The organism is Clostridium sp. (assembly GCF_036639235.1).
Classification (GTDB): domain Bacteria; phylum Bacillota; class Clostridia; order Clostridiales; family Caloramatoraceae; genus Clostridium_AB.
Genome location: NZ_JAVWJB010000006.1, coordinates 30,172 through 56,942 on the forward strand (window position 1 = coordinate 30,172; position 26,771 = coordinate 56,942).

The 26,771-nt window shown below is 32.0% G+C and carries 21 protein-coding genes and 1 tRNA gene; 3 read left to right on the forward strand and 19 right to left on the reverse strand.

What is annotated here, in order from left to right:
* A partial coding sequence (locus tag RR539_RS03020) for a hypothetical protein (RefSeq protein WP_332500182.1) occupies window positions 1–991 on the reverse strand: 991 nt, incomplete at its 3' end.
* Between the two features lie 159 nt (window positions 992–1,150).
* On the opposite strand from RR539_RS03020, the gene RR539_RS03025 reads away from it, so the two are divergent.
* Window positions 1,151–1,226: transfer RNA gene (locus tag RR539_RS03025), tRNA-Trp, on the forward strand.
* Between the two features lie 29 nt (window positions 1,227–1,255).
* Here the strand turns inward: RR539_RS03025 and RR539_RS03030 are convergent.
* The 5 genes from RR539_RS03030 to RR539_RS03050 form a co-directional block, all read right to left on the reverse strand.
* Window positions 1,256–1,762: a hypothetical protein gene (locus RR539_RS03030; protein ID WP_332500183.1), complete on the reverse strand. Its 507-nt coding sequence runs from the start codon at window positions 1,760–1,762 to the stop codon at window positions 1,256–1,258.
* 80 nt (window positions 1,763–1,842) lie between these two features.
* Window positions 1,843–2,322, reverse strand: a complete 480-nt coding sequence (locus RR539_RS03035) for a hypothetical protein (RefSeq protein WP_332500184.1) — start codon at window positions 2,320–2,322, stop codon at window positions 1,843–1,845.
* A gap of 260 nt (window positions 2,323–2,582) precedes the next feature.
* The gene (locus tag RR539_RS03040; RefSeq protein ID WP_332472852.1) at window positions 2,583–2,867 is read right to left on the reverse strand and encodes a TIGR04076 family protein; all 285 of its coding nucleotides are present in this window, start codon (window positions 2,865–2,867) and stop codon (window positions 2,583–2,585) included.
* Window positions 2,868–3,110: 243 nt separating this feature from the next.
* Window positions 3,111–3,395, reverse strand: a complete 285-nt coding sequence (locus RR539_RS03045; RefSeq protein WP_332472853.1) for a BMC domain-containing protein — start codon at window positions 3,393–3,395, stop codon at window positions 3,111–3,113.
* A gap of 101 nt (window positions 3,396–3,496) precedes the next feature.
* Window positions 3,497–4,375, reverse strand: a complete 879-nt coding sequence (locus RR539_RS03050; protein WP_332472854.1) for a LysR family transcriptional regulator — start codon at window positions 4,373–4,375, stop codon at window positions 3,497–3,499.
* 143 nt (window positions 4,376–4,518) lie between these two features.
* Between RR539_RS03050 and RR539_RS03055 the strand changes: the two genes are divergently transcribed.
* On the forward strand, window positions 4,519–5,574 hold the full coding sequence (locus RR539_RS03055; protein WP_332500212.1) for a YeiH family protein: 1,056 nt from the start codon (window positions 4,519–4,521) through the stop codon (window positions 5,572–5,574).
* Window positions 5,575–5,704: 130 nt separating this feature from the next.
* On the opposite strand, the gene RR539_RS03060 is transcribed toward RR539_RS03055, so the two are convergent.
* On the reverse strand, window positions 5,705–6,460 hold the full coding sequence (locus tag RR539_RS03060) for a uroporphyrinogen decarboxylase family protein (RefSeq protein ID WP_332500185.1): 756 nt from the start codon (window positions 6,458–6,460) through the stop codon (window positions 5,705–5,707).
* A gap of 9 nt (window positions 6,461–6,469) precedes the next feature.
* Window positions 6,470–7,990, reverse strand: coding sequence for an ASKHA domain-containing protein (locus tag RR539_RS03065; RefSeq protein ID WP_332500187.1), 1,521 nt, complete (start codon window positions 7,988–7,990; stop codon window positions 6,470–6,472).
* Between the two features lie 195 nt (window positions 7,991–8,185).
* Between RR539_RS03065 and RR539_RS03070 the strand changes: the two genes are divergently transcribed.
* Window positions 8,186–9,286, forward strand: coding sequence for an ABC transporter ATP-binding protein (locus RR539_RS03070; protein ID WP_332472857.1), 1,101 nt, complete (start codon window positions 8,186–8,188; stop codon window positions 9,284–9,286).
* Between the two features lie 450 nt (window positions 9,287–9,736).
* Here the strand turns inward: RR539_RS03070 and RR539_RS03075 are convergent, their stop codons facing one another.
* From RR539_RS03075 to addB, 11 genes are all read right to left on the reverse strand, one after another.
* Window positions 9,737–11,032, reverse strand: coding sequence for a sensor histidine kinase (locus RR539_RS03075; protein WP_332500188.1), 1,296 nt, complete (start codon window positions 11,030–11,032; stop codon window positions 9,737–9,739).
* Window positions 11,025–11,732, reverse strand: a complete 708-nt coding sequence (locus RR539_RS03080) for a response regulator transcription factor (RefSeq protein ID WP_332472859.1) — start codon at window positions 11,730–11,732, stop codon at window positions 11,025–11,027. Before RR539_RS03080 ends, RR539_RS03075 begins: the two co-directional genes overlap by 8 nt.
* Window positions 11,733–11,841: 109 nt before the next feature.
* The gene (locus tag RR539_RS03085) at window positions 11,842–12,381 is read right to left on the reverse strand and encodes a DL-endopeptidase inhibitor IseA family protein (protein WP_332472860.1); all 540 of its coding nucleotides are present in this window, start codon (window positions 12,379–12,381) and stop codon (window positions 11,842–11,844) included.
* A gap of 197 nt (window positions 12,382–12,578) precedes the next feature.
* A complete protein-coding gene (gene rbsD / locus RR539_RS03090; RefSeq protein ID WP_332472861.1) occupies window positions 12,579–12,974 on the reverse strand; it encodes a D-ribose pyranase in 396 nt (131 codons plus the stop codon).
* Between the two features lie 2 nt (window positions 12,975–12,976).
* The gene (rbsK, locus tag RR539_RS03095) at window positions 12,977–13,906 is read right to left on the reverse strand and encodes a ribokinase (protein WP_332472862.1); all 930 of its coding nucleotides are present in this window, start codon (window positions 13,904–13,906) and stop codon (window positions 12,977–12,979) included.
* 305 nt (window positions 13,907–14,211) lie between these two features.
* The gene (locus tag RR539_RS03100; protein ID WP_332472863.1) at window positions 14,212–14,550 is read right to left on the reverse strand and encodes a hypothetical protein; all 339 of its coding nucleotides are present in this window, start codon (window positions 14,548–14,550) and stop codon (window positions 14,212–14,214) included.
* A 192-nt stretch (window positions 14,551–14,742) separates the two neighbouring features.
* A complete protein-coding gene (locus RR539_RS03105; protein WP_332500189.1) occupies window positions 14,743–17,859 on the reverse strand; it encodes an AAA family ATPase in 3,117 nt (1,038 codons plus the stop codon).
* Window positions 17,856–18,989, reverse strand: a complete 1,134-nt coding sequence (locus RR539_RS03110; protein ID WP_332500190.1) for an exonuclease SbcCD subunit D — start codon at window positions 18,987–18,989, stop codon at window positions 17,856–17,858. Before RR539_RS03110 ends, RR539_RS03105 begins: the two co-directional genes overlap by 4 nt.
* Window positions 18,990–19,001: 12 nt before the next feature.
* Window positions 19,002–19,673: an isochorismatase family cysteine hydrolase gene (locus RR539_RS03115; RefSeq protein ID WP_332500191.1), complete on the reverse strand. Its 672-nt coding sequence runs from the start codon at window positions 19,671–19,673 to the stop codon at window positions 19,002–19,004.
* A 14-nt stretch (window positions 19,674–19,687) separates the two neighbouring features.
* Window positions 19,688–23,290 carry a helicase-exonuclease AddAB subunit AddA gene (addA, locus tag RR539_RS03120; protein ID WP_332500192.1) on the reverse strand — a complete coding sequence of 1,201 codons (3,603 nt, stop codon included), beginning with the start codon at window positions 23,288–23,290 and terminating at the stop codon, window positions 19,688–19,690.
* Window positions 23,283–26,705 carry a helicase-exonuclease AddAB subunit AddB gene (gene addB / locus RR539_RS03125; RefSeq protein ID WP_332500193.1) on the reverse strand — a complete coding sequence of 1,141 codons (3,423 nt, stop codon included), beginning with the start codon at window positions 26,703–26,705 and terminating at the stop codon, window positions 23,283–23,285. Before addB ends, addA begins: the two co-directional genes overlap by 8 nt.
* Window positions 26,706–26,771 lie beyond the last annotated feature (66 nt).

Genomic DNA, 26,771 nt, shown 5'->3' on the forward strand with positions numbered 1-26,771 from the left:
TACACATTTCATTTATAAATAAACTTTCCATTTCCTTAGCTGCTCTAAATGAAAACCCTATTATAAGCTTAAAAAACTTAATATCAATTTCTGTTGTTAGTTTATCTATTACCTTTAGCATATTAAGTATAACTATTCTCTTAGCTTCCTTTGATCCTATTTCTTCAAGGGTATCAAATGCAACCTTAACATCAGAATACTCATAATCCCCAAGTCCAAGTCTTGATATCATATAAATATTATAAATATCCTCAATTCTTTCATCTAAAACCTTATAATCAAAGTGGGTGGCAAATAGGAAAAACGCCTCTAAATTAGTTGATGGTACAAGATAATGCCTCTCTAGCATAGATGTAAACTTATACTGTTCAACATTTGAATTATCACCTTCTAATGAGAACCTATATCTTACATCAACTATATTATCACTAATTGAAATACTTGCCATTCCCATACCATTTGAATAGTTTTCAACCTTAAAACTAACACTTTGAGCAAGCTCTATTGGAAATACTGTTTGGACTATACCTATCCACAGTAATAATTCCTTAGCATGTCCCCTTATTCTAATAGAAGAATTATAATATTTAGATCTAAATAGTCCGCTAACCATTTGTCTAAATCCTTGCCCATCTATACTCTTCATGTATCTTGATAGTGTTTCAAATTCAAGGTCTTGATAGTCTTGATGTTTAAAGTCACTATCAATAAACCCACTTTCGTACATAATCTTAATTGGGTAATCATCTAAGGAGTCTACATAAACAAATTGAACAACATATTGTTTCTCTTCCTCCTCATAATCAACCCTTAATATTAGATGCTTATCTTCTATTTTTTTATATAATATTCCTGATTTTATACCCTTAACAAAATAACTTAGAAATAAACTTACAATAATACTAGATATTTTCTTATCTACTCCGTCTGACGTGTAATTGATTCTATAATTCAAATCATCAAATAAAAAGAATTTAATTATTTTTACCATACGCTATACCTACCTAGATATTTCTTTTTTCTTTTCGTATTATTATCGACTTTGCATATGTATTTATTAACCATTTTAATAAATATAAAATATTTTTTAATAATTTTTATAAAACCTATTGCAATATATGAAATAAGGGTATATAATAAGTATTGTCTTAGGGGTATGGCTCAATTGGTAGAGTAGTGGTCTCCAAAACCATTGGTTCCGGGTTCGAGTCCTGGTGCCCCTGCCAAAAGGTAAGCATTTAATGCTTACCTTTTTTTATTTTACCTGAGTATATTTACCTAGCCTGTATCCCTCATCTATATATCTAACACTTATTTCAAGGCATTCATCACTTTCAACCATATTAACAGGAATATATAGGGTTCCACCATAGTTTACTGCCTTAAATCCACCTTCATAATTAATCTTATTATAACTCTCTTCAATTAGCTTATCATTTTCCGCCTTATGAATTTCATTTAACTTTTTAGGTCTACTACTAAAGTAATCCTTCCCCTTATAAAAGTACATATAGTTATTTTTACTAGCAACAAATATCTTCTCATTGCCTTCTTGTACATATTTTCTATTATGATATTCTAGTATATTACATACCATTTCAAGTGGCACTGTAGGCTCACCACTAAACTCATATGATTTTACAGGTACATTATTAACAGATACCTCAATAGTCTTACTTGGTTTATTCTCCGATGAGCATGATGCAAACATAAATAGAGATATAAATGATACAAAACAAATCATAATATTAATCCTTTTCATATTCCACCTCTCAAAAATACTTATTAGTATAAAATATAAAAAGCCTCCTGTTTTTAGAAGACTTTCTACCTAGCATTATTTTATTTTATAAGAAACCTATCTATTTGGTTAGTAATTCTAACAAGGTCCTCATTATTATACATATTTAACACAACTCTGTACTCTACGTCACTTGATTTGTAACTTACCTCTATAAAGTTATTAAACTTTAATTTTTTATTATTACTAAGACTTACAAGATCACCTTTAATCTTTAGTTTACCTACATTTACTTTTTCTAAAATGTATGAACTACTTACAATCTTATAGGATGGTATTTCATGAAGCTTTACAAGATGTCTTATACCATCATATTCAAATAGTAGCTTATCTGTGAGTACTTCAACTCTACATTTACTTCCTGAAGTAATATCAGAAAGCCCAGCAATGTAAGTAACATCCTCTATGTTACTTATCCACTCATTTGGCTTATTCTTAGGCTCATTTCTATGATTTTTCACACCTACATAAATACCAATTACCACAACTGAAACTAGTATTATACCTACCAATATATCCATAGCTACCACCCCTTTTTTAAAATCTTCCCCTTTATTAATTTTATGTATTAGAACTTCATATTGACATAAGATTCTGTATATTTAAGTGAAATTTTTTAACTTTTTGTACATACTTTGTTAATATTTCACAACAATCTATTTCTTATATTATATATATTTTTTTACAAAATTAGAAGATACTATTTTAAATTTGTGATATTTAAAAATAGTAAAAATGAAAAAAACTGCCCTTATACAAGGACAGTTTTGATAACTTTAAACTATTTTACTACTTCAAGCTTGTAGTATACTGGACGAGCACCGTCGTTACAGCAAACAGTTGTGTTTCCATCAGCTAGTAGCGGATCGCTATCTCCTGAAGCTAATTCAACAACTCTTCTCTTAACACCTAGCCAAGCGCTAGCTGAAAGTCCTTCTGGTGACTCACCGTTTGTTGAAACGTATGTATCTCCTACTTTTGAGTTTACGTTAGCATTTTCTTTAGCAGTAGCTGTTTCTTGGTTAACTACTTCTATAACAGTTATCTTTACATCTTTTAGTGACATAATGAATACCCCCCATAATTAATTATGTGTTGTTACTTTTAATTATAACACCATATGTATTAAAAGAAAACTAGGCATTTATCCTTTTTCTCTAAAATACTGCTAAAAAACATTATTTAGAGAAAATACACACCCTTTTCCATTAAATACTTATAGATTTATTATAATTATAAAGCACATTTTATTAAATATTTATTATTATGACTATTATAGCCACAATATGTTAGACGAATCAAAGTGTTATTAGCCAATATTCTTTAATATTGCCTCTTCAATTTCAGCGTGTGGTGCTGGAATTACGTGTACAGCGTTAATTTCTCCAACTGATCTTGCAACTTCTACACCAGCGTCAACTGCAGCCTTAACAGCTCCAACGTCACCTCTTACAATAACAGCAACAAGTCCTGACCCTATTGACTTATATCCGCATAGTGTTACACTAGCAGCCTTAACCATAGCATCTGCTGCTTCAACTGCAGGAGTTAATCCTCTAGTTTCTATCATACCAAGTGCCTTATTAACTGACATAACTTTTTCCCTCCTTAGCAAAATAATAACATACTTATACAATTTCTATTTTACCACAAATAAGGAATCATAATAAAGATATTTATTAAATAAATTATAAACTAATTGAATTCCAATAATGTATCTATTATAACGGATATAGCTTTAGATACCCTTTCTTCCTTCCTAGTTATATAATGGAACTTTCTTTTTAAGGATGAATCAACCTTCATAATAGATAACTCTCTCATTTCAACCGAATCCTTAACTATACTTTTCGAAAGAAGACTTACCCCTAAATTATGTTTAACCCCCTCCTTAATAGCACAGTTACTTCCAAGATACATTATTTTCTTAGGTCTTATGCTATAAAGTCTAAATAACTTATCTAACTGTTCACGTGTTCCTGAACCCTCTTCACGACTAATCCATACACTGTTTTCAAAGTCATTTATGCGAAACTCCTTATTATTAATAGTTGGGTCATATGGTGAAACTACATATAGTTCATCCTCTTTAAATTTTCCATAATAAAATTCACTATTATTAAAACTTCCCTCAACAAGCCCTATATCTATTTTTCTTTCATGTAACTGTCTACATATATTTTTAGTGTTATCTATTATAATTTCAAATTCTATTTTCGGGTATTTCTTAGAAATAATACTTAAAAACCCTGGAATATAATATTCTCCAATTGTATAACTAGCCCCTATTTTAACCTCACCACTAACTTGATTTTTAAAGTCATCTATTTCTATATAAAGCTCATTAATATTTCTTATAATTTGTTTTCCCCTTCTATAAAGATGTTCACCAGCTAGGGTAATAGATATTTTTTTATCCTTAATAGAACGCTCTATTAACTTAATCCCATAAAGCTTCTCAAGATTCTTTATATGCTTACTAACAGCTGGCTGGGATATATTAATTCTTTCAGATGCCTTGGTAAAACTAAGACACTCAACTACTGCAATAAATGTTTTTAACTCCTCAAGCATTGATCCACCTCATTATAACTTTTAGTTATGGTTATTATAATTATTATTTATTTTTTTTATAGTTATATTCCTATTATAATTTATCTGTAACTGAAAATACTAATACAAAATGCTAAGGAGGAAAATCCATGAATTTATCCAAAATGAAAAATGAAATAATATCTATACTTCCTGGATTTATTGTATGTTTCATAATATCATTAATTAGTAAATTTCTAGCTAAATTTGCACCAACACTAGGTGCAGCTACTATTGCAATATTTCTTGGAATAATACTTGGAAATACTATTTTAACTTCAGATAAACTAAACAAGGGAACTAAATTCTCTGAAGGAACACTACTTTCAATATCTGTTGTTTTACTTGGAGGAACTTTAAGTATACAAACCATAATGACACTTGGATTTAGTGGTGTATTATTTATTGCTATCCAAATGATCATAACAATAGCTGCAGTTATTTATATTGGTCGTAAAATGGGATTTGAAGATGACTTTACCTACCTTATGGCAAGTGGTAATGGTGTATGTGGTTCCTCTGCTATAGCCTCTGTTGCACCTGCTATTAATGCTAGTGACAAGGATAAGGCAATATCAATTACCCTAGTTAATGTTACTGGTACAGTATTAATGCTAATACTTCCATTTATAGCACTGGTATTCTTTAACCAGGACCTACTTGAAACCTCTGCACTACTTGGAGGTACACTTCAGTCTGTTGGTCAGGTTGTTGGTAGTGCTAAAATGATTAGCCCTGAGGTAACAGAACTTGCTACTATTTTTAAGATTGTTAGAATTATATTCCTAGTATTCGTTGTTATATATCTTTCTTACCTTAAGAATAAATCAAAAGGTGCAGAGGCTGAACTTGATATTGTTGACTCAGAGGATAATGATTTACTAATAGAAGATTTTGACAAGAAATCATCAAAACCTAAATTCAAACTTAAGATTCCATGGTATGTTATAGGATTCTTTGTGCTATGTGGAGTATATACACTTGGCATTATACCAAACTCACTATCAGCTACCTTTAAGGGAATAAGCTCAACATTTGAGGTTATTGCACTTGCAGCTATTGGTATGAGGGTTAAGATTCGCGATCTTATTAATCAAGGTTCTAAATTCTCAATTTATGCCGGGTTAATAGGTCTAGTTCAAACAGTCGCAGCTGTAATATTAATATTTATTATTCTTTAAAGCATATCACTTTAAGGGGTCAATTGACGCTTTATCATCCCAAGTAGCTTTATCACCCCTTGGTAAAACATGAGAAACCTATTTTTCATGATAGGCTGTTCCATTTATCAACAGCCTGAGCCATATATCATTACTTCGATATATGGCTTTTTAATTTACCTATATGTACTATACGTCTTTTAAGTGGTAGCATTTTTGTACAGCTATGACAAACTATTTCCCCATTAGATAATGATAAAATATGGTTTTCATATGTATCTAACTCTAGTGTCATCTTCTTTGCATATAACTCTTCTACCTTTTCAAGTGATGTTGAGAGCCTTCCACATAAATGAATAACATCTACATCACTTTTTTGAATATGCTTAATTAGATTAATATTTGAAGGTGCTACAAATTCCTTAAAGGTTTTGGGGCCAATTATATTAATATCACCACTTGGCTCTGCAAGGGAAATCATCTTTATTCCACTAACCTGATTAATATAATCAAACTGAAATTTTTCAATGTATTTAATTGCAAGCATTACATCTTCCCTATTTCTTTTACATTCCTTAAAGATAACAATAGGATTAATAAGACTTGATAATATAGTAAATGGCCCTTCAATGTTAAGGCATAATACCTCATTACTTTTTTTAGTATATTCTATAACACCTAGTGAATATGAAAGATCCCCAGTTACCCCACATAGGGGAGTTAACGTATTCTTCTCCATTAACTCTAAAAGTTCCTTAACCGATGAAAAATAATACTTACCTACTTCATAATCCTTAATCCCTAAATTATATAAAATACTTCTACACTCTACAAAACTATCAAAGGATATTGTTTTAAATATTTCTGAACTTCCTTCTAAACATGATTTTCCTCCACACAAAAACATAATACCCTCCTAAAAGCTTAAGCTATTAATAAACTCATTTTGGAATTCGCTATCTAGTGATAAATTTATAGACTTAACTTTCTTACTTAAATTTCTCATTTCCTGAATATATTCCTCATTTATACTACTAATAAACGCTCCTTCAAGTGAAGAATTACCTACAAACTTAACACTTCCATTAAACTTACCTGGCACTATGCCAGTTCTTCTTAATGACTCTTCATTTAAATGGTATCCAAATGACCCTCCTACTAAAAACTCCTTAACTTCTTCTAACTTAACCCTTCTACAAAGAATGTTAATCCCTGATATTATAGCTCCCTTTGCTAATTGAAATGACCTTATATCCTCCTGGGATATGTATATACTATCAGTTAAATATATTTTCTTATCCTCTACCTTAAAATATTTTTCAGCATTATCCTTATTTATTTTACCTGTCTTTAATATAATTTTATGTTTAATAAACTCTGCTATAATATCTATTATTCCACTTCCACATATACCACAGGCAGGACTATTGTTAATAGTTGAAATAACTATATTGTCCCCCTCTATTTTAAATCCATCAATAGCACCATCCTCAGCCCTCATTCCACATTCTATATTACTTCCCTCTAATGCTGGACCAGCTGCTGTTGCTGTTGTATATATCTCTCCACTGCTATTAATTCCAATCTCACCATTAGTACCTATATCTATGTATATAGAATTATTCCTATTTTCAAAGTTACAGGCAAACATCCCCGCTGTAATATCCGCCCCTACATATGATGAAATTGAAGGGAGAAGTATTACATCCGAATTTACTTTAATAGAAATAGTATTTGAATTGATTTTATAGGTATCTAAAAACACACTTTCATATGGTGCTTTAACAAGACTTTCAACACTTTTACCTGCTAATAAATGAAGCATAATTGTGTTTCCTGCTATATAAATACCATTAATATTATTAAGTATATAGGGATCACTATTTGATAGCTTATCTAATACAAAATTAATGGTTTCTACTACTTTTTTCTGAAGAAGTTTCCCTCCATCTTCCCTTGATATTTGAAATTCTGCCCTAGATAAAACATCAGCTCCATATTCAACTTGCCTATTAACTGTTGAGTATTTTTCTATAACATCACCTATTGAGTAATCAACAAGGTATCCACTAACCCCTGTAGTTCCAAGATCTATTGCAATCCCATACCTTTTCCCTATATTATCCCCTACACTATACTTACGTCTATATCCACTATCTATTGATTTTATATCCTTTAAACTATATGTAACTTCAACATCCACGTCTCCAGCAATTCTCGCCATACAGGCTAACCTTTCCCCCTCTTTTATAAATATTTTCTCACTTTCTAAAACAGGAGATAATTCACCTTTAACTTTAACTTTACATTTACCGCATACTCCCTTACCTTCACATGGTGTCTCAATATTAGTTCCTTCCCTAATTGCATCTGAAAGTAATACATTTTCCTTTACATCAAATTTTATATTTCTGTTTATAATATTAACTACTGCCATAATTATCTCCCTTCACAAAATATAGGTTATTACCCATTTTAAAAGATTTTATAGTATTATAATTATATTATAGTTTTTTTCTATACTAAAACACTTAGTATGATTTTTTTCTATATTTCACTATATACATACATTTTTCTACATATAACATTATAATTAATATTAATGTATATTTTAAATTTTAGGAGGATACTAATGTCTACACTTACTTTGCAAAACATAAGTAAAGAATATAAAAACAGCTCAAAAGCTGTTGATAATGTTAATATAAACATTGAGAATAAGGAATTTCTTGTTCTTGTTGGTCCATCAGGATGTGGTAAATCTACTACACTTAGAATGATTGCAGGACTTGAGGAGCCAACTGAGGGGACTATACATATAGATAATAGGGATGTTACAAATATTGAGCCTAAGGATAGGGATATTGCAATGGTATTCCAAAACTATGCACTTTATCCTCATATGAGCGTATTTGATAATCTAGCCTTCTCTCTAAAGGTTAAAAAACTTTCAAAAAGCGAAATAAATTCTAAGGTTGAACAAACAGCAGCTAAACTTCAACTTACAGAATATCTTAAAAGAAAACCTGGTCAATTATCAGGTGGTCAACGTCAAAGAGTAGCACTTGGTCGTGCAATAATAAGGCAGCCAAAGCTATATCTTATGGATGAGCCACTTTCAAACCTTGACGCTAAACTTCGTGTACAAATGAGAGCTGAGATAATCAAGCTTTACAATGAAGCAAATGCCTCTGTTGTATATGTAACTCATGACCAAACAGAAGCTATGACTATGGGTAGTAGAATAGTTGTTATGAATAATGGAGTTATTCAGCAGGTTGATACTCCACATAATATATATAATAATCCTGCTAATTTATTTGTTGCTGCATTTATAGGAAGTCCCCAAATGAACTTTTTTGAGTGCAAAGTTGTTGAAGAAAACTCTAATATTAAGCTTCTTCTAAATAATCAGCACCTTGAAATACCAGATGAAACAGCCTCACTTCTTAGCAGCAAGGGCTATGTTAATAAATCAGTTAAAATAGGAATACGTCCTGAACATGTTATCTATGAAGATGAATCATCTAAAAACAAAATCAGCACTAAGGTTGAATTTGTCGAGATGCTTGGACACGAAACATTTGTATACACTATATATAATGATAATAGAGTAGCATTATTAGTAGACCCTAGCGTAATGTTATTACCAAACCAAAACATAAGTATTAACTTAGATACTAGAAAGCTTCATATTTTTGATATAGAAACAGAAAAAAATATAAGACTTTAATATTTCACATTAATTTTACATTTTTATCAATCTTTTATAACTCTTAAAATGTAAAATCTTATTAGGTATTGTCTACATGGGGGATGTAGACTACCACTAATTTGTTATTAGGGACTAACGGAGAGTCTCCTAATACGAATTACATTGTAACTTATCTTTTTATTAGCTTAGACTCATATTCTACTGATATGAGTTTTTTTTATGCAAAAAAGATGCTAAAACCTTAGCATCTCAAATTGTTAACAAACCAATATTTGAAAAAATATTGGTTTGTTTTATAAAGAAATTTAAATTCATGGTCAAGGGGGACCTGTGCCGCCGCCGACCATACCTCTCAAGGGGTCAAGTGACGCTTTAGCGGCACGCAGTAGCTTTAGCACCCCTTGGCAAACCTCATGAAAAACATGTTTTTCATGACAGGCTGTTGACTTTGTCAACAGCCTGAATTGTTTAATTAAATTTATTTCTTGGAACAATAAAATAAAATATAGTTCCCCTATTAATTTCAGTATTAACCGAATATTTAAATCCATGTATTTTAAGTATTTCAGAACAGATTCTAAGTCCAAGTCCTACTCCACCACTTTCAGCACTTTTGTAGTAACTATCCCAGATATGCTTAATCTCATCCTCATTAATACCATGTCCAAAGTCCTCTACCTCAAAATACAGTTCATCTCCCCTTACATAGGTTCTAACTATAACATTTGAAAGAGTAAACTTTAATGCATTATCTATAAGATTATATATAACCCTAGTTATATATATATTATCACATAGTATTACACATGATTTATTATGTATATTAACCTCAATTTCCTTATTATATAGATTTGAAAGCTTACCTGTAACCGAGGTTACCATATCATAAATATTATTGTATTCATTCTTCATTTGATACTGACCATTATTAAGCTTAGATACCTCAATTAAATCATCTACCATACAGTTAAGTCTATCTATTTCTGATATTATATCCTGGGAGTATTCTCCTATATCATCCTTATCAATAAGACCATCATTTAGAGCCTCTGCATAGCTTCTTATAACCGCAAGTGGTGTTCTAAAGTCATGTGATAAATTTGCTATAAATCTTTGCTGAAATGAGTACTTCTGCTCTAATTTCTTCGACATATTCTTAATATCTAAATAAAGATCCTCAAGCTCATCTCCTGTTTTAATACTATCAATTATTTTATAATTCCCCTTAGATATAGATTTTGTAATATTACTTATTTTAATAATAGGATCTCCTATTATTTTACCTAGTATATATGCAAATGGAATTGATAAAACAATCATAGATATTAATATTAGAGTTGAAACAAGTCTTAAAGAATTAACGAAATTACTTGTTTCAAATACAGCCTCATAGGTTAGCAAATATCCTCTATCTATTTTTTTCACATGAAATAACAAATCATGTGACCCCTTCATACTAACTCTCATACCTGGAGGCACATTATCAATAGATGTGATTTTTAAAAACTCTTTTACAGCATCAGAGTGTCCACCATAATACTCGTAATTTCCATCTATATATGTAACATAACACTCGTATTTACTTATAGGCTTATTTTCAATCAACTTACCCTCAATCTCAATTGCCCTAAGTTCTAATGTGTTTATCTCCCTTGCCACATATGTTTTCGCTACAATAGGCTCAAGTACTATAAAGCCTAATGCTGTTAATAACAAACCAAATATTATTATCATGTAAACAAACCTTTTGGTTAGTTTACTCATTTTCAGCGTGTCCAAGTTTTGCCCCTTCTTGAAGTTCTAATTTATATCCAACGCCCCAAACTGTCTTAAGGTTTTCATTACAAAATCCAACCTTTTCACGTAGATTCTTAATATGGGTATCAACTGTTCTTGTGTCTCCTGAATATGTATATCCCCAGACATAATCAAGTAATGTTCCTCTTTTCATTACAACATTAGGGTTCTTAATAAGGTATACTAATAACTCAAATTCTTTAGGTGTTAAAACAGCAACTTGTCCACCTTCAATAACCTCACGTCTATCTTCACTAATGGTTAAATTACCTGCTTCTATAATATCTGAACTTGTGTCAGCCTTTTCACTTTTTTTGATTCTAAGTGAAATTCTAAGCATAAGTTCCCTCATACTTATAGGCTTAACCATATAATCATCTGCACCAAGTTCAAATCCGAATATTCTATCCTCTTCTTCTCCCCTAGAGGTTGTCATAATAACAGGTGTATCTGATTTAGACTTAATCTTTCTTAGTAGGGACCAACCATCTTTACCAGGCATCATAACATCAAGTATTATAATATCAAACTTGCCATTATCTATAAGCTTCTCAGCACTATTACCGTCATGGGCAAAAACAACATCGTATCCCTCACCCTTAAAATATAGGTCATAAACCTTACATAATCTTTTCTCATCTTCTGCAATTAAGATTTTCTCTTTCATCAGATATCCCCTTTTCTATTAGTTTCTACATAAATTATATAAAAATTTAAAATTTTTGTAAATTACTAATGTGAAAATTTATCATAAAAACCAAAATATTAGACTATTTTTAAATAATTTGCCATGAATCAACCTTTAATTTTTCATTTTCTATTTTAACCATAGCCTTAATATATATATTTTGTCCCCCTCTATCCTTAACCATCATAGTCGCATACCCTTTATTTAAATTCATATCTACTATTTCCCCACTTGTCATAGAAGGCTGATCCCCTGCCTCCCCTATAATTACATAAAGCTGTCCATTAATCATCCTAGGACTCAGCTCTGACATAAACTTATCCTTAGCAGCTTTTGTATAAAACTTATCTAAATATCTATCTATATCACCTATTGAGTGAAAATTTTCTTCTACCTTAACATATTCTTTGCCCTTATATATCTTAATATCACTATAATCGATACTATCTTCAATATTCCAGTAAACATTATATGCATCCTGAAGGAATCCTAACAAATCTCCTCCTTGAACCGCCTCCATTGCCTTAGCTGAAGATGCTCTATTTAAATTATTAATTGAAATAAATGCACCTGTTATAATAACTATAATAAGTCCTAATGTTACAAGCTTTTTAAGTGGTTTTTTCATATTGTATTCCTCCTTCTTACTATCTAATTCTATGTATATGAAGGTAAACATAAAAAATTACTAAAATATTATGTATAATTAATGAACAAATTTTAATTTTAATAATCATTTATTTAAGTTATGATTTTATTCTCCACTTAAAAACTTAATTTATACAAAAAATAAAAAAGCTGCCCAATCAATGGACAGCTTTATAATTAAAATATACTAGCTGATTTAATTAAAAGACTTGAGTAAGGGCTTCCCTCTCCACATCTAATAACCCCTCTACACTTTTTAAGCATAAGTTTAAGCTGTTCGTTAGATACACGAGTAAGCTTTCTGTCCCCTGCAAGTGTTGAGATCGTGTTAAATGCCCCCTGATTCTCATCCTCTGTTTCCATAGCAATAATTATCTCATTTGATTCCATATCCTCTAGAACAGCCTTCATAGTATCTTCTAGTGAAGGTATTCCAAGAGTTAGAACTAAGTCAATCTTCTTAACTTCCTCTGGAATTGATACTGATGCATCAACAATTGCAATCATATCTTGATGCCCAAGTTCAGCAATTAATGAGCATATATGCGTATTAAGTATACCTGTTTTTTTCAAAACTATTCCTCCCCATATGTGTTAATAACTTCATCAAAGCTTGGGATAGACGTTTGTGCTCCTTCTCTTGTTACAACTATAGCTGATACCTTATTAGCGAATCTAACAGCCTTAGTTAGTATGTCCATATCAAGTGACTCTTCACGTGAAAGAACCCTTGTAAGTCCTCCTATAAATGAGTCTCCTGCTGCTGTAGTATCAACAGCATTAACCTTATTAGCAGGTACCTGAATTAAACAGTCATTAGTAACAATAGCAGCACCCTTATCACCTAAAGTTATTATAACATATTTTGCCCCTTTATTTAGGAAATTGTTCGCAGCGTTTTTAGCTGTTTGAATATCAACAACCTTAATACCTGTAAGTGATTCAGCCTCTGATTCGTTAGGTACAATAATATCAGTATACTGTAAAAGCTCATCAGGAATATCTCTAGCTGGAGCTGGGTTAAGTAGGGTTGTAACCCCTACACTTTTTGCATACTTAAATGCTTCTATAGTAATCTCAATTGGTGTTTCAAATTGAGATATTAACATCTTACTATCCTTTATGGCACTCTTTGTCTTTTCAAGATCCTCATATGTAATTCCCATATTAGACCCTGCAACAACTGCTATAGAGTTACTACCATGTGAATCAACAAATATAACAGCAACACCTGTAGACCTTTCCTTGTCTACAAATACGTAGTCTGTATTGATTTCATCCTTCTTAAGAGCATTAAGAAGAACCTCTCCGTTTGAGTCATTACCGATTTTTCCTATCATATAAACATCACAGCCCATTCTTTTTGCTGCAACTGCTTGGTTAGCTCCCTTTCCACCAGGAACTTTTTTAAATGTATCTGCAAGGATAGTCTCTCCAACCTTTGGCATTTCTTGACATCCTACTACTTCATCCATATTAATGCTACCTAAAATACAAACCTTCAAACTAACACCCTCCTGCGAATATTATTCCTACTATAAAGTTTAATATATATTTACTAAAACGTTTACTTTCCTTATCAAATTAGATTTTAACATGATTAATATATAAAGGTCAATTGAATTAACACATATTTAATTAATTTAAATTGAAAAAGTATAACACATAACAAGTACAGTGTGTAATATTATAATAATTCAATTTTTAGTATATTTTTACATTAAAACCAATTATAATATTAAACTTAATATTATAATTATGTAAAAAAGCTGCTTTATAGAATTAGTTTTCTCTAAAGCAGCTTTTTTTATTATTGATAATACTCGTCGTCTTTTTTATCTTCAACCTTAAAATCAACTCTATGATTAACTTTGTTTTCAGTCTGGTTATAATCTACTAGCATTAATATATGGCCTGCCATAGTTACCCATCCTGTTAAGGCACCTTGAACTATACCATAAATCATCCAGCCCTTACTTCCTTTTAAAGCCTTATCTCTAGCAACCCATAAAAGTGCAATTAACGCCCCTCCTATAGGTGCCCATATAAGAAAGCTAAATAATATTATAGCCGCCTGTGAAATAGTATCTAGTATTGCTCCAACAAGAAGTGTAATTTCACCTGCTTGCCTTACTCCTGATTTATTCATAACCTTCTCCTCCAATTAAACTAATTACTAAGACATTAATTCAGATAATCTCATAGAGAAATATATTACCTTGTTAGTTTTTTGTCAAGCTTACCTGTTATGATTTAATTATTTACTAACTAGATATGTTTTGTATTGACTCTATTATACTTATTACTACTAATAGAGTATTCATCTACTAAGGTTATAGTACTAAGACACTACTTCTTTAATGTAGCTTCCCTGTGTGTCCCTAGTAACTTCTATTTTAGATGGTATTCTCTCCTTAAGTTCATTAACATGGGATATAATACCTACAATCCTACCATTTTGACCAAGCTCAAGCAGTGTCTCTATTGCCTTTTCAAGTGACTCACTATCAAGTGTTCCAAAGCCCTCATCTATAAACATAGTGTCAATTCTAACTCCACCTGCATGGGATTGAATAACATCAGATAGCCCAAGTGCAAGTGCAAGTGAAGCCTTAAAGCTTTCTCCACCTGATAAGCTTCCTATGCTACGAATCTTACCTGTGTAATTATCATATACATCAAAATCAAGTCCCTGACTTGTTCTTCGATCACCAATTGATGTTTTATGCTTAAGGTAATATCTATCATTTGTCATAATCTTAAACCTAATATTAGCAGCTTCTAGTATTTCGTTAAAATGATATACAAGAACATATCTTTCAAATGTAATACACTTTGAATTGGTTCCATTAGCAATATTAGAAAGCTCAGATATTATGCTATATTCCTTATCAACTTCATATATCTCACCTGTTATATTCTTAATAGTAGTTAATATACTACTATTTGATTCAACCCTGGAGTATATACTTTTTATAATATCATTAATATGACTCTTCTTAACTGAAAGCTTATCCTTACACTCTTCTAATGTAGATATATTAATGAGTTCATAATTATTAAGTACCTTTTCAAGTTCCTCTATTTTAGCAGTTACCGAAATAAACTCTTCCCTGTATAGTTTAACCTTATTTCTTAGTTTACTAATTTTATCCTCTTCAATAAGGCTATTTCTATAATCCTCGTCACTTTCAAATAATAGATTAAGATTCTCTATAAATTCCTCTTCCCTAGAAGCTAAGGTCTTCTTAGCATCACTTAATTCTGCTTCCTTATTTTCTAGGTTCTTTTTACTTGAGGAAAGATTCATACTAGAAGTCTTATCTTTTTCATTTATAAAATCAATCTTATTACTAATAACCTTAATTCTACTACTTATATCTAAAATACCCTTTTCAATTTCTTCACGGGTAACTAACTTATTCTTATATGTTGATTCAAACTGTCTAGTCATACTTAGCGCTGCTTCAACTTCACCAAATAAGCTAAGTCTATTTCCATCAAGAATTTTAAGTGATGTGGTTTTCTCTGCTATGTCCTTTTCAATATTCTTTCTAAGAATTTTTTTAGCCTCTATTTCATCCTTAAGATTCTTAAAACTTTCTATTTCTGCCTTAATCTCTTCAATATTAGTCTTAAGGGCTACCCCCTTAGACTTAAGGCTAATTAATATATCCTGAATATTACTTCTTTTATACTCATAATCTGAAAGATACTTCTTAATTAAAGGAATAATAACATCCTCTTCACTTTTCTCTATACTAGCATTAAGTGCTGCAAGATTTGCCATAGCACTATCTATTTTAACCTTCTTCTCTTCTAAGGTTCTGTTAAGTTCCTTAATATCATTTTCATTAACTGCATCTTCACTAAGACTTGCCTTATTTGGATGTTCAGTTGACCCACATACAGGACACATTTGCCCTTCCCTTAGTCCTAGGGCAAGTATACCTGCCTGCTGCCTTTTAAATGTTTCTTCTAAGGCTTCCTTATTTTCCTTAAGAGCTTTATATATCTTATACTCCTTTTCATAGTCCCTTGAAAGATTTATATGACTTTCTATATCTTCCTTAAATCTATTAGCCTTAGTATATAAGTCCCTAACATCTATTATTGTTTCTTCTAAAATCTTAAGACTTTGCTCTTTAGTTAGGATTTTACCCTCTACATCACTATTTTTATCAATTATATTGTTAATATCATCTATTGATTTATTAAGTGATTTAATCTCTTCTTCCCCTTGCTGTAGCTTCTTCTCAATACTTTCTAGCTCTTTCTTTTTTTGAGTATACTTTTTCTTATACTCTTCATATCTACTATATTCCTTAAGTTCTCCCTCTAATTTATGAAGGGATTTAGTATCTTCTTCAACCTGATTTTTTAAGCCATCAAGAGTTAAAAGCATATTCTTTATTTCCTTAGCTTCCCTCTCTGAAGATTCTAAGTCATTTTCAGCCTTAAGCAATTCTTTTTCCTTTAATGTTAAAATACTTTTAGCCTTTATATACTCCTGCTCATAAACCTTAAGTCCATTTGCCTTAACCCCTAAATCAATTACCTTTTCTATTGAGGACATATTCTCCTCTTCATCCTTTAGGTTAATAAGTCTTTCTTTTAGGGTATTATAACCTTCTATTTTAGAGTTTTTATCAATAGCTAACTGAATTTCAGTATTAATCTTTTCTATTTCCTTTTCAGTAATAGATAGATTCTTCTCTTCTTCCTTAAGGGTCTTCTTATCCCTACTTAGTAAAGAATCACACTCAATTATTATTTCACTAATATTATGGTTATCACTATTAATAAGCTGTAGCAGTTTTTCACTATCTCCCGGGTTTATTTTACCTATTAATGCTTTCCTAGACTCTTTGCTTTTCTCTATTATTTTCTTAATTCTAATAGCCTTGTCCTTAAGCCTATCCTGAAAGTCTTTATAAATTTTAGATGAGAATATTCTTCTAAATATTCTCTCCTTCTCATCAGTTGAAGACTCTATAAGTTTTCTAAACTCTCCCTGTGGAAGCATAACTATTTGTCTAAACTGCTCCACGTTAAGTCCAAGCATCTCTTCTATTTTATCCTTAACGTCCTTTATACCTGTTATAATCTTATCCCCTGGCATATGAAGTTCTACTGAATGTCCCCTAGGGTTTTTACGTCCCTTCATAACCTGCTGCGGCTCCCTTATAATTCTATATATCTCGCCGTTTAATGAAAATTCTAGATCAACATAACATACCTTTTCAAGGTCTGCAAAGTCACTTTTAAGATCCTTTTGCTCACGACTTTTTCCTGATGTTTCCCCGTAAAGGGCAAAACATATAGCATCGAATATACTGGTTTTTCCTGCACCTGTTGGTCCTGTTACTAAATAAATACTATCTAGTTTAGTAAAGTCGATTTCTTCCTCTCCCTTATATGGACCAAATGCATTAAGTTTAAGTTTTAGAGGCTTCATCTTATTACCTCCTCTACAGTTTCGTTAATATATTTATGGAGCATTTCTACCCTATCCTCAGAATACTCTCCATTAATACTTAAATAAAAATCATCGAATAGCTCGTTTATACTCTTTTCCCTATAGCTAACAATTGCCCCTTCAATATTATCATCCTGATTATTATTAACTCTTCTAAGACCTAGTACGTTTTTGTATACTCCCCTTAATGTTCCTATTGGGTCAATAATATCCCCCGCATCAAGTAGTTCAAAGAATACATAATCCTCTAGATTCTCACCCTCATAATTTTCAGGGCTTATTAAATCCTTAATATACCCTCTTTTTATTCTAAGATCCCTTAATATACTAATCTTTTTCGTATATACTGATGCACCTGACTTATTAATGTCTACAATAGTTATGTCCTTATTGTTATTAGCCTCTGAGGTTGAATACTTAAGAAGTGAACCACTATATCTTATATTTTCACTTAATACTCTTTGACTTCTATGCAAATGTCCTAGTGCTACGTAATCAAAATCCTTAAATATTTCAGGTGATACAATTTCAGCATTTCCTATACTTAGTGGTCTTTCCGAGTCACTAAGTACAGTACTACTTCCTCCTACAAAGGCATGGGCAACTAATATACTAGGTGACTTAATATTAATAGTAGATACAACTGCCCTTAATGCATCCTCATGTGTTTTAATAGATGAGTCCTTATATAACTTTCTAATAAGTGCTGGGTCAAGATATGGAAGTAGATATATGTTAACCTCTTCCCCATCCTTTTCAAATGTAGTAGCCTTAACCTCACCGTTAAATGTTCCCTCTATGTAAAGTCCCTGCTTTTCAAGTACTGAACTTAAAAAGCTTATTCTTTCACTACTATCATGATTCCCTGAAATAGCAAATATTTTAATTCCCATTTCAAGTACACTTGTTAAAAAAACACTTAAAACCTCAACAGCATCTGATGGAGGAACGGACCTATCATACAGGTCCCCTGCTATAATAAGTCCGTCAACTTCTTCCTCTTTAAGTAAATCTAATATACTATTTAATGCATGCTGTTGATCCTGTAGCATTGAAAACTCGTGGATAATTTTCCCTATATGAAGATCCCCAAGATGTACAAACTTCATAAAAATCAACTCCTAATCAATAGATTTTACTATATTAATTCCTGCCCATTCCATTAACTGAATACCCATTAAGTCTACAAAGTCTCCCTTGTGGCTAAATAAATCAAATGTTTCCGTGCAGTTAACAGGCACAGTTATATTTTTGTCCATATTCTTGTTATTAAGGTATGTTTTAAGTCCTAAACATAGCTGCATAACGCAGATATCCGTACAACATCCAACAACAATAAAATTATTAATTGATGGGTTATTATTAAGAAACTCTATAAACTTCTCCTCAAGGAATCCATTAGTAGAGTTTTTCTCAATTAGTCTATATCCTGAAACCTCTTTAATTTCGGTTATTATTTCACTTTCACTACTTCCCTTAATGCAGTGAGGTGGATAGCTTTTAAATTCCATAGCCTCCTCATTATGTGTATCAACAAAGGCTATAATCTCTCCCTTATTCTTAACAAACGCTTCTTGAATTTTAACAATAGGTGATACTATATCCTCAACTCTACTGCTCATTAGCATTCCCTCACGGATAAATCCGTTAATCATATCAACTATTATAAGTGCAGTAGATGTGTAATCTATATCACTTAATTTAAGTGACTCCTTTGATATTATGTTGTCATAAATCTCTCCAACTGCAACACTTGCAGTGTTAATCATTTCTTCCCTGCTTACTCTAATCATTGTACCCTCCTGCATTAACATCTAACTTCTATTCCTTTAGAAAGTAGATATAAATATTTTTCCTTAACCCTTTTTCCTGTTTGCATTTCAAGTGCCCTAGCATATAGGTCTATCTGAACCCTATACTTTTCCTTAATACTTGAAATATTATCATCTGTTACATAATCTGTTTTATAGTCAACTAGTACAAGTCCATCCTCTTCCTCAAAGAAGCAATCTATTATACCCTGAATATCTATTGTTTCATTAACATTACTATATTCACTATATATATCACTTACTGGAATTTTTACATGGAATGGTGCTTCCCTCATAATATTATTTGAATTCATCATTCTAATTCCTAGTTCACTTTTTAGGAATCTTAAAATAGATAGTATATTAATAACCTCAGACTCTTCCTTAGTTATAAATTCCCTATCTACAAGGTCCTTTAGAACCTCTTCTAGCTCTCCCTTAGTAATATCCTTTTTAAGAGGAATCTTTTGCATCATAAAGTGCATTAGTGTTCCCCGCTCTGCTCCTGTAATTTTCTTCTCCTCCTTTAGGAATGAAGGAGTCTTTAATACATATGAATGAAGTAGGTTCATAGACTCTTCCTGGGTAGAGTTAATAATCCTCTTAGCCTCTGTAACAGAAAGCTTAGATGGCACTTTAGCTAATGCAGCATCCTCATACTTATATGAAAGCCTTCTGTCTATTTCATCTACCTTATCCGTTTCATATTCCATATTTAACTCTCTAATAGCCTCTAATGCATCCTCACCCTTTTCAATGTTTTCCTTATGTGAAGACTTAATCTCTTCCTTACGAATAACATTATAGGTGTATGGAAAGTCATATCTATCTATATTAGAAATTATAAGTGGTGCTAACATATCTATATAAGAAGATGATGATAAAACCTTAGCCCCACTAAGTGGTGCATTTTTAGGGAAGCTTGCATAGTAATGAATCTTATCTTCTATCTTCTTAACTGTTCCAGTTATAATAAGCTTCTCCTTAGCCCTTGTAAATGCAACATATAAAACCCTCATCTCCTCAGAGATATTCTCTATTTGAAGCTTTGTTTTAATTGCCTCTTTAATAGCACTTTTGTACTTAATTCTCTTATCAAGTTCTACTATATCAGGACCAAATCCAAGTTCACTATGTAGTAATATACTTTCTCTAAAATCCTGCTTATTAAAGTTTCTACCGAATCCTGAACAAATACATACCGGGAACTCAAGACCCTTACTTTTGTGGATACTCATAATTCTAACAACATCTTCGTTTTCACTAAGCGCCTTAGCCCCTGCCATGTCTTGACTACTTACCTGAAGCTTATCTATAAAGTTAATAAAACTAAATATCCCCTTAAAACTTGTTGATAAAAAGTCTCTAGCCCTTTCAAATAAAACCCTAAGATTAGCTTGACGAACCTCTGCCTTTGGTAGAACCCCAAGATATGCGTAATACCCTGTATCTGTGTATAAATACCATAAAAGCTCATCAACTGGGGTATTCTTAGCCATCTGCTGCCACTTATCTATTTTGTTTAATACATGTATAGCCTTGTTTTTAATACTACACTCTTTAATAGATGCTGTCTTTAGCATGTCATAAAAATAACCCTTGCCTATCATTCTAAGGTCTATTAAATCCTCAGGTGTAAAGGCGAATATAGGGGACCTTAGCACTGCAAGTAGTGGTATATCCTGCAGAGGGTTATCTATTATCTTAAGTAGGGATATTATTGTTTTAATTTCTATAGTATCAAAATATCCTCCACCAGAATCAGAAAAGCAAGGTATACCCTCAAGTGCTAATTCCTCCTCAAATACATCTGCTATATTTCTAGTGCTACGAAGAAGAATAACTATATCCTTATACTTTGCAGGTACATACTCCCTCTCCCCTGTTGACGGGTTCTTTTTATATACGTAAAGTGGTTTATCTGAATTTATCATAGACTTAATCTTAGATGCTACATATCTAGCCTCAAGGGTAATTTTATCAATATCATCCTCATCCCCTTCGTCCTTAACATCCTCAATAAGATCAAGTTCAATGCTTCCTCCAGCTACAAACCCATCTATTAAATCATCATTAAAGTCTGCTCCCTTATTAAGTCTTTCAACCTCTGTATAAGAAAGCTCTCCAACCTCTTCACTCATAATTCTCTCAAATATAAAGTTAACCCCATCTAAAACAGTTTCACGGCTTCTAAAATTCTTATATAGAAGTATTTTACGTCCAGAGAAGCTTTCAGCCTCCTCATCTACTCCAATAAAGTTACTATATTTATTTAGGAAAATCTCAGGCTTTGCTTGACGGAACCTATATATGCTTTGCTTAACGTCACCAACCATAAATCTATTTCCAGCTTCCTTATTAGAAATAGTGTCTAGAATATACTCCTGAACATAGTTACTATCCTGATACTCATCAACAAGTATCTCCCTATATCTTTCCCTATACTCTAGTGCTGTTTTACTAGGGGTAATATTACCCTCTATATTTTCAGTTAAAATATTCAGTGCAAAGTGTTCAATATCATTAAAGTCTATAATAAGCCTCTCTCTTTTCTTCTGAGCAAAAATACTTGAGAATTTTTTAACCATTTTAACAAGTACACCCATAAGTCTATGGGAGGTTTTTATTTCTTGATTTATATCATCCTTGTCCCTATCACATAGTCCCTTAGCACTTTTACAATGATCACTAAAATCTTTTTTAAACTTTGATGCCTTTGTTTTAAGGAACTCATTCTCGCACTTACCTGAAAGTGCAGGAAGCTTAACATCACTTAATGAAAGTGCCAAGCTATCAATATTCTCCGATGAAAGAGCCATATTTGTTATGCTTATTATATCCTTAAATACATCAATATACTTCTTTGGGAACTGTTCTCCCTCCATAAGCATTAGAAGCCTTTCACCTTCCTCTTTATAGGATGCGAAACTTCTCTTAATATCACTAAGAATAATTTGTCCCCAAACAGAATCTGAAAAATTAAAATCATCGTCTATATTAAGCATTTCTATTTTTTCATCTAGCCACATATCTGGAAATGGTGAACTAATAGAAAATGAATAAACTCTTTGAATAAGTTCTTCTATTTTAGAGTCTGACTTACCTGTTGAATAGCTCTCAACAAACTCTAGGAAATCTACCTCTGGTTCATTATAAAAACTATCCATAGTTTCTTCTATAGCTTCCTTCTTAAGTATCTCAACCTCAGTAGTATCACCAACTCTAAAAGATGGGTCAAGGTCTATTAAGTGGAAGTTATTCTTAATTACATTAAGACAAAATGAATGTATAGTTGTAATACTTGCCTTGTTAAGAAGTATTAGCTGCCTTTGAAGGAAGTGATTCTCAGGTTCCTTTTCTATTCTATCTCCAATAGCATCTCCTATTCTTTCCTTCATCTCCGATGCTGCAGCATTGGTAAAGGTAACAACAAGTAGTGAGTCTATATCACATGGGTCATCCTTATCAAGAATTTTACGGATAATTCTCTCAACAAGTACAGTTGTTTTACCACTACCAGCAGCTGCTGCTACAAGAAGGTTACATCCCTTAGTTTCAATAGCATCTAACTGCTCTTTTGTCCACTTAGTACTACTCATTTACCTCTACCTCCCCTTTTATTTTATCCATTGCTACGTCCTTATTAAGTGTCTTTGTAATCTTATATACATTGTCCTTAAAGCTAGTGTCAAACTGACAAATTGAAGAATACTCACACCACTGACAAGGGGTTTCCTCCCCATCCTTATATGGCATAACACTAATATCTCCACTTAGCATTTTAGTGCAAAGACCTGATATAAGATTTTTAACGTAGGTTCTTAACGTCTTAAATTCATCTATTGTTACAGCATTAGTTGTAGCTGTAAATTCTCCATCCTTCTTAACTGCAACAGGAATAATATTAGACTTAGAAGTTAGTCCATGGTCCATTGCAAGGGCAAGGTTCATATCCTTAAGTAGAATACCCTCCATTCTAAATTCCTTCATCATCATGTCCCTAGCCTCATCCTCTGAAACCCTAGACTCACATGTAAGTATAGGCTCATCTAATTTAAAGTAGAACATTCCTCCTGGCGCTGATGGTGTACTTGTTTTCTCATAGCTTTCAAGTATAGCATCTAGATATACAAGTAGCTGAACCTGAAGTCCGTAGTATACATCTGATAGACTTATTTTTCTCTTAGATGACTTATAGTCAACTATTCTTATATATTTCTCGCCATCTAAATCTGCCTCATCAAGTCTATCTATTTTACCTACAAGTTCTACCTTCTCCCCATCCTCAAGTTCTATAACAATTGGTGGGAACTTATCATTCGGGCCAAATCCTTCCTCATATCCAACAGCATCAAAGTCTCCTGACTTAATGTGGTAGGAAATTATATCTATTGCATTAACAATTAATCTTTTTAGCCTTTTAGAAAGGTATTTATATCTTGCTGATGTATTAAGAACATAATCAGGAATCTTCTCTAGCATCTCATCTACTATAAATGCTACAACCTCCTCAATCCACTCCTTAGATACATCACGAATATCTTCTCCTTCCTTCTTTATAACATCTGAAAAGTCCTCAAGAACCTTATGCATAAAGCTTCCTATCTCAAGTGACTTAAACCCAAACTCACGTCTCTCTCGGCCCTTTAGACCATACTTAACGAAATATGAAAATGGACACTTTGAATAGGTTTCTATTTGAGAAACACTTAGTCTACTACTGTTATAAATCTCCTTAATCTTCTCCTTTGGAACCTTCTTAACCTGTGTTGTATAGTGAAGCCCTGAAAGCAAATTGTCTATTCTTTCCTTTTCTCCATTATTAATAAACCATCTGTATGTATCTAGCCACAGGGGATCTATACCTCCCCCTTCATAATACCTTCTAAGCTTTAGTATCATAGCATTGAAAGTAGGTGCCTTCGTTACAATATTTTCAATATCAGAATCCTCTTTATCTACTAAGTCACTAGATATTTTTATTTTAGGAAAAACCTTTTTAAGTCTATGTAAAATTATAGACTGTCTAAGGGTCTTTCCATCATGATCCGCAATTGGATGGGATAATATAAGCTTTTCACTTGCTGATGTTAGGGTTGAATAGATTAGATACTGCTCATTAAATGACTTTTCCCTAGTATCTATATCTATCTTTATACCTGCTAACCTAATTTCTGCTCTTTCTAGGTCAGATATTATACCCTCATCAACTATAGGAGCTGGGAATACTCCATCATTTACCCCAAGTATAATAAGCACCTTAGAGCTTTGGGTTCTCATTCTGTCTACTCCTGCTATTAATACACTATCTATAACAGATGGAACTGAACCTATTGTACATTCTGAGAATCCTACACTTATAAGATCTATAAAGTCGCTAACTGTTACCTTCTCTTCTCCTAGAATCTCAACTGTCTGATCAAGTACCTCAACTAATATATCAAAAACCTGTGAGTATTCTCTAGCTAGTAGGATTTCTCCCTTAGCGTTAAATTCATCTATAATCTCCGTAACCTTTTTGTCTACACCAATTGAAAGTAGGAATTCATAAAGTCCACGGCACATATCACGTGCAGACTCTGCACCTTTTAATATAGTGTGAAGATTATCTAGTGGAGTTATAACCCTATTTCTAACATCATTAATTCTAATAAGTAGAGCCTTCTCCTCCTCAGAATCCTCACCTTCAATTCTACGGTTAGAATATACTGTAAAGGGCTCTTTCCACCTATTTCCCCTAATTCCGTTTTCAATAACATAGTTCTCTAGAATATTAATATCCTCACTACTTACATCTAGAAGACCTGACTTAAGATATGTAAATACACCTTCATAACTCCAACGCCTTTTTTGAACCTCAAGTGCTGAAATTAATAAAACAACTATTGGATTCTTTAAGGCTTCCTTTTTCTTATCAACATATATAGGAATATTGTTTTCCTCAAATATGCTACGAACTAAGGGTTCATATGTATCCATATTTCTAGCTACAACCCCAATGTCCTTATATCTATATCCATTGTCACGTACAAGGGATACTATTTTACTAGCTGCTGATGTAACTTCTGAATATAGATTAGATCCTGTAAAAATCTCTATATCATTTGTTTCATCCTTATATGGAACAAATGGAAATCTAAATGCATACCTTTCAAGATGGGTTAATTCTGTGCTTCCACTATGACGAGTTTCTGCTTCTAGTAAATTTAAGTCCACAGGTTTATTGTATGATATATTGATTTTCTCACATATTTTAAGAAGTCTTTCTTCAAACTCCCTACTACTTGCAAATATATCAAAGCTTCCTTTACTTCCCTTAATATCACCTGTAATAGTAATATTAACTTCCTTAGCCTTAATTAGAATCTTCTCAAGTACATTTAGCTGAATAGGGTTCATTCCCTCAAATCCATCTACATACACTATTGCATCATCTAAATATGTACACTCCTCAATCTTCCTTGATAGTATCTCCATTTCATCCTCTTCATCTATATAGGAATCATGAAGCCTTTCATTAAAAAGTTCTAGTATCTTTGATATATCCTGAAGTTTACCCTTTAATGTATCCGAATCAATCTTACTACTTACCTCTTCAACAACATCACTTTCAACATCGAATCTTTTAAATTCCTTAATTATTGATGATATTGAAGGTATTATTCCTGTTTTAATAGATGACTTTGTGAATATTTGAAGCTTTCCCTTTAGTGAGGATAGAACGTTATAAATAAGCATAGACCTACCACTTGAATTAATATGTCTATGTGAAAGACCTCCAACCTCAGTAAACACTCTATTACCAAGGGTTCTAAAACTTAGAACCTCTGCCTTAAAGTCTCTATCATTATTAACAATACTTAGCATTTTACTTTCACTGCTAAATGTTAACTGCTCTGGAACTAGAAGAATGTATTTACTGCCACGGTTTTCCTCTAGGTCTTTTTTTATGTTATTAAGGCAGTAGGTTGTTTTTCCCCTACCACTTCTTCCAAATATAAATTTCAGACCCATTATAAGCCTCCTAAATTGTAAATTTCATATAATATAATTTTACCATACTATTACAAAAACCATATA

Excerpts from the sequence above, each read along its gene's own strand:
- RR539_RS03030 (WP_332500183.1), bottom strand. The coding sequence starts at position 1,762 with ATGAAAAGGATTAATATTATGATTTGTTTTGTATCATTTATATCTCTA.
- RR539_RS03035 (WP_332500184.1), bottom strand. The coding sequence starts at position 2,322 with ATGGATATATTGGTAGGTATAATACTAGTTTCAGTTGTGGTAATTGGT.
- RR539_RS03040 (WP_332472852.1), bottom strand. The coding sequence starts at position 2,867 with ATGTCACTAAAAGATGTAAAGATAACTGTTATAGAAGTAGTTAACCAA.
- RR539_RS03045 (WP_332472853.1), bottom strand. The coding sequence starts at position 3,395 with ATGTCAGTTAATAAGGCACTTGGTATGATAGAAACTAGAGGATTAACT.
- RR539_RS03050 (WP_332472854.1), bottom strand. The coding sequence starts at position 4,375 with ATGCTTGAGGAGTTAAAAACATTTATTGCAGTAGTTGAGTGTCTTAGT.
- RR539_RS03055 (WP_332500212.1), top strand. The coding sequence starts at position 4,519 with ATGAAAAATGAAATAATATCTATACTTCCTGGATTTATTGTATGTTTC.
- RR539_RS03060 (WP_332500185.1), bottom strand. The coding sequence starts at position 6,460 with ATGTTTTTGTGTGGAGGAAAATCATGTTTAGAAGGAAGTTCAGAAATA.
- RR539_RS03065 (WP_332500187.1), bottom strand. The coding sequence starts at position 7,990 with ATGGCAGTAGTTAATATTATAAACAGAAATATAAAATTTGATGTAAAG.
- RR539_RS03070 (WP_332472857.1), top strand. The coding sequence starts at position 8,186 with ATGTCTACACTTACTTTGCAAAACATAAGTAAAGAATATAAAAACAGC.
- RR539_RS03075 (WP_332500188.1), bottom strand. The coding sequence starts at position 11,032 with ATGAGTAAACTAACCAAAAGGTTTGTTTACATGATAATAATATTTGGT.
- RR539_RS03080 (WP_332472859.1), bottom strand. The coding sequence starts at position 11,732 with ATGAAAGAGAAAATCTTAATTGCAGAAGATGAGAAAAGATTATGTAAG.
- RR539_RS03085 (WP_332472860.1), bottom strand. The coding sequence starts at position 12,381 with ATGAAAAAACCACTTAAAAAGCTTGTAACATTAGGACTTATTATAGTT.
- RR539_RS03100 (WP_332472863.1), bottom strand. The coding sequence starts at position 14,550 with ATGAATAAATCAGGAGTAAGGCAAGCAGGTGAAATTACACTTCTTGTT.
- RR539_RS03105 (WP_332500189.1), bottom strand. The coding sequence starts at position 17,859 with ATGAAGCCTCTAAAACTTAAACTTAATGCATTTGGTCCATATAAGGGA.
- RR539_RS03110 (WP_332500190.1), bottom strand. The coding sequence starts at position 18,989 with ATGAAGTTTGTACATCTTGGGGATCTTCATATAGGGAAAATTATCCAC.
- RR539_RS03115 (WP_332500191.1), bottom strand. The coding sequence starts at position 19,673 with ATGATTAGAGTAAGCAGGGAAGAAATGATTAACACTGCAAGTGTTGCA.
- addA (WP_332500192.1), bottom strand. The coding sequence starts at position 23,290 with ATGAGTAGTACTAAGTGGACAAAAGAGCAGTTAGATGCTATTGAAACT.
- addB (WP_332500193.1), bottom strand. The coding sequence starts at position 26,705 with ATGGGTCTGAAATTTATATTTGGAAGAAGTGGTAGGGGAAAAACAACC.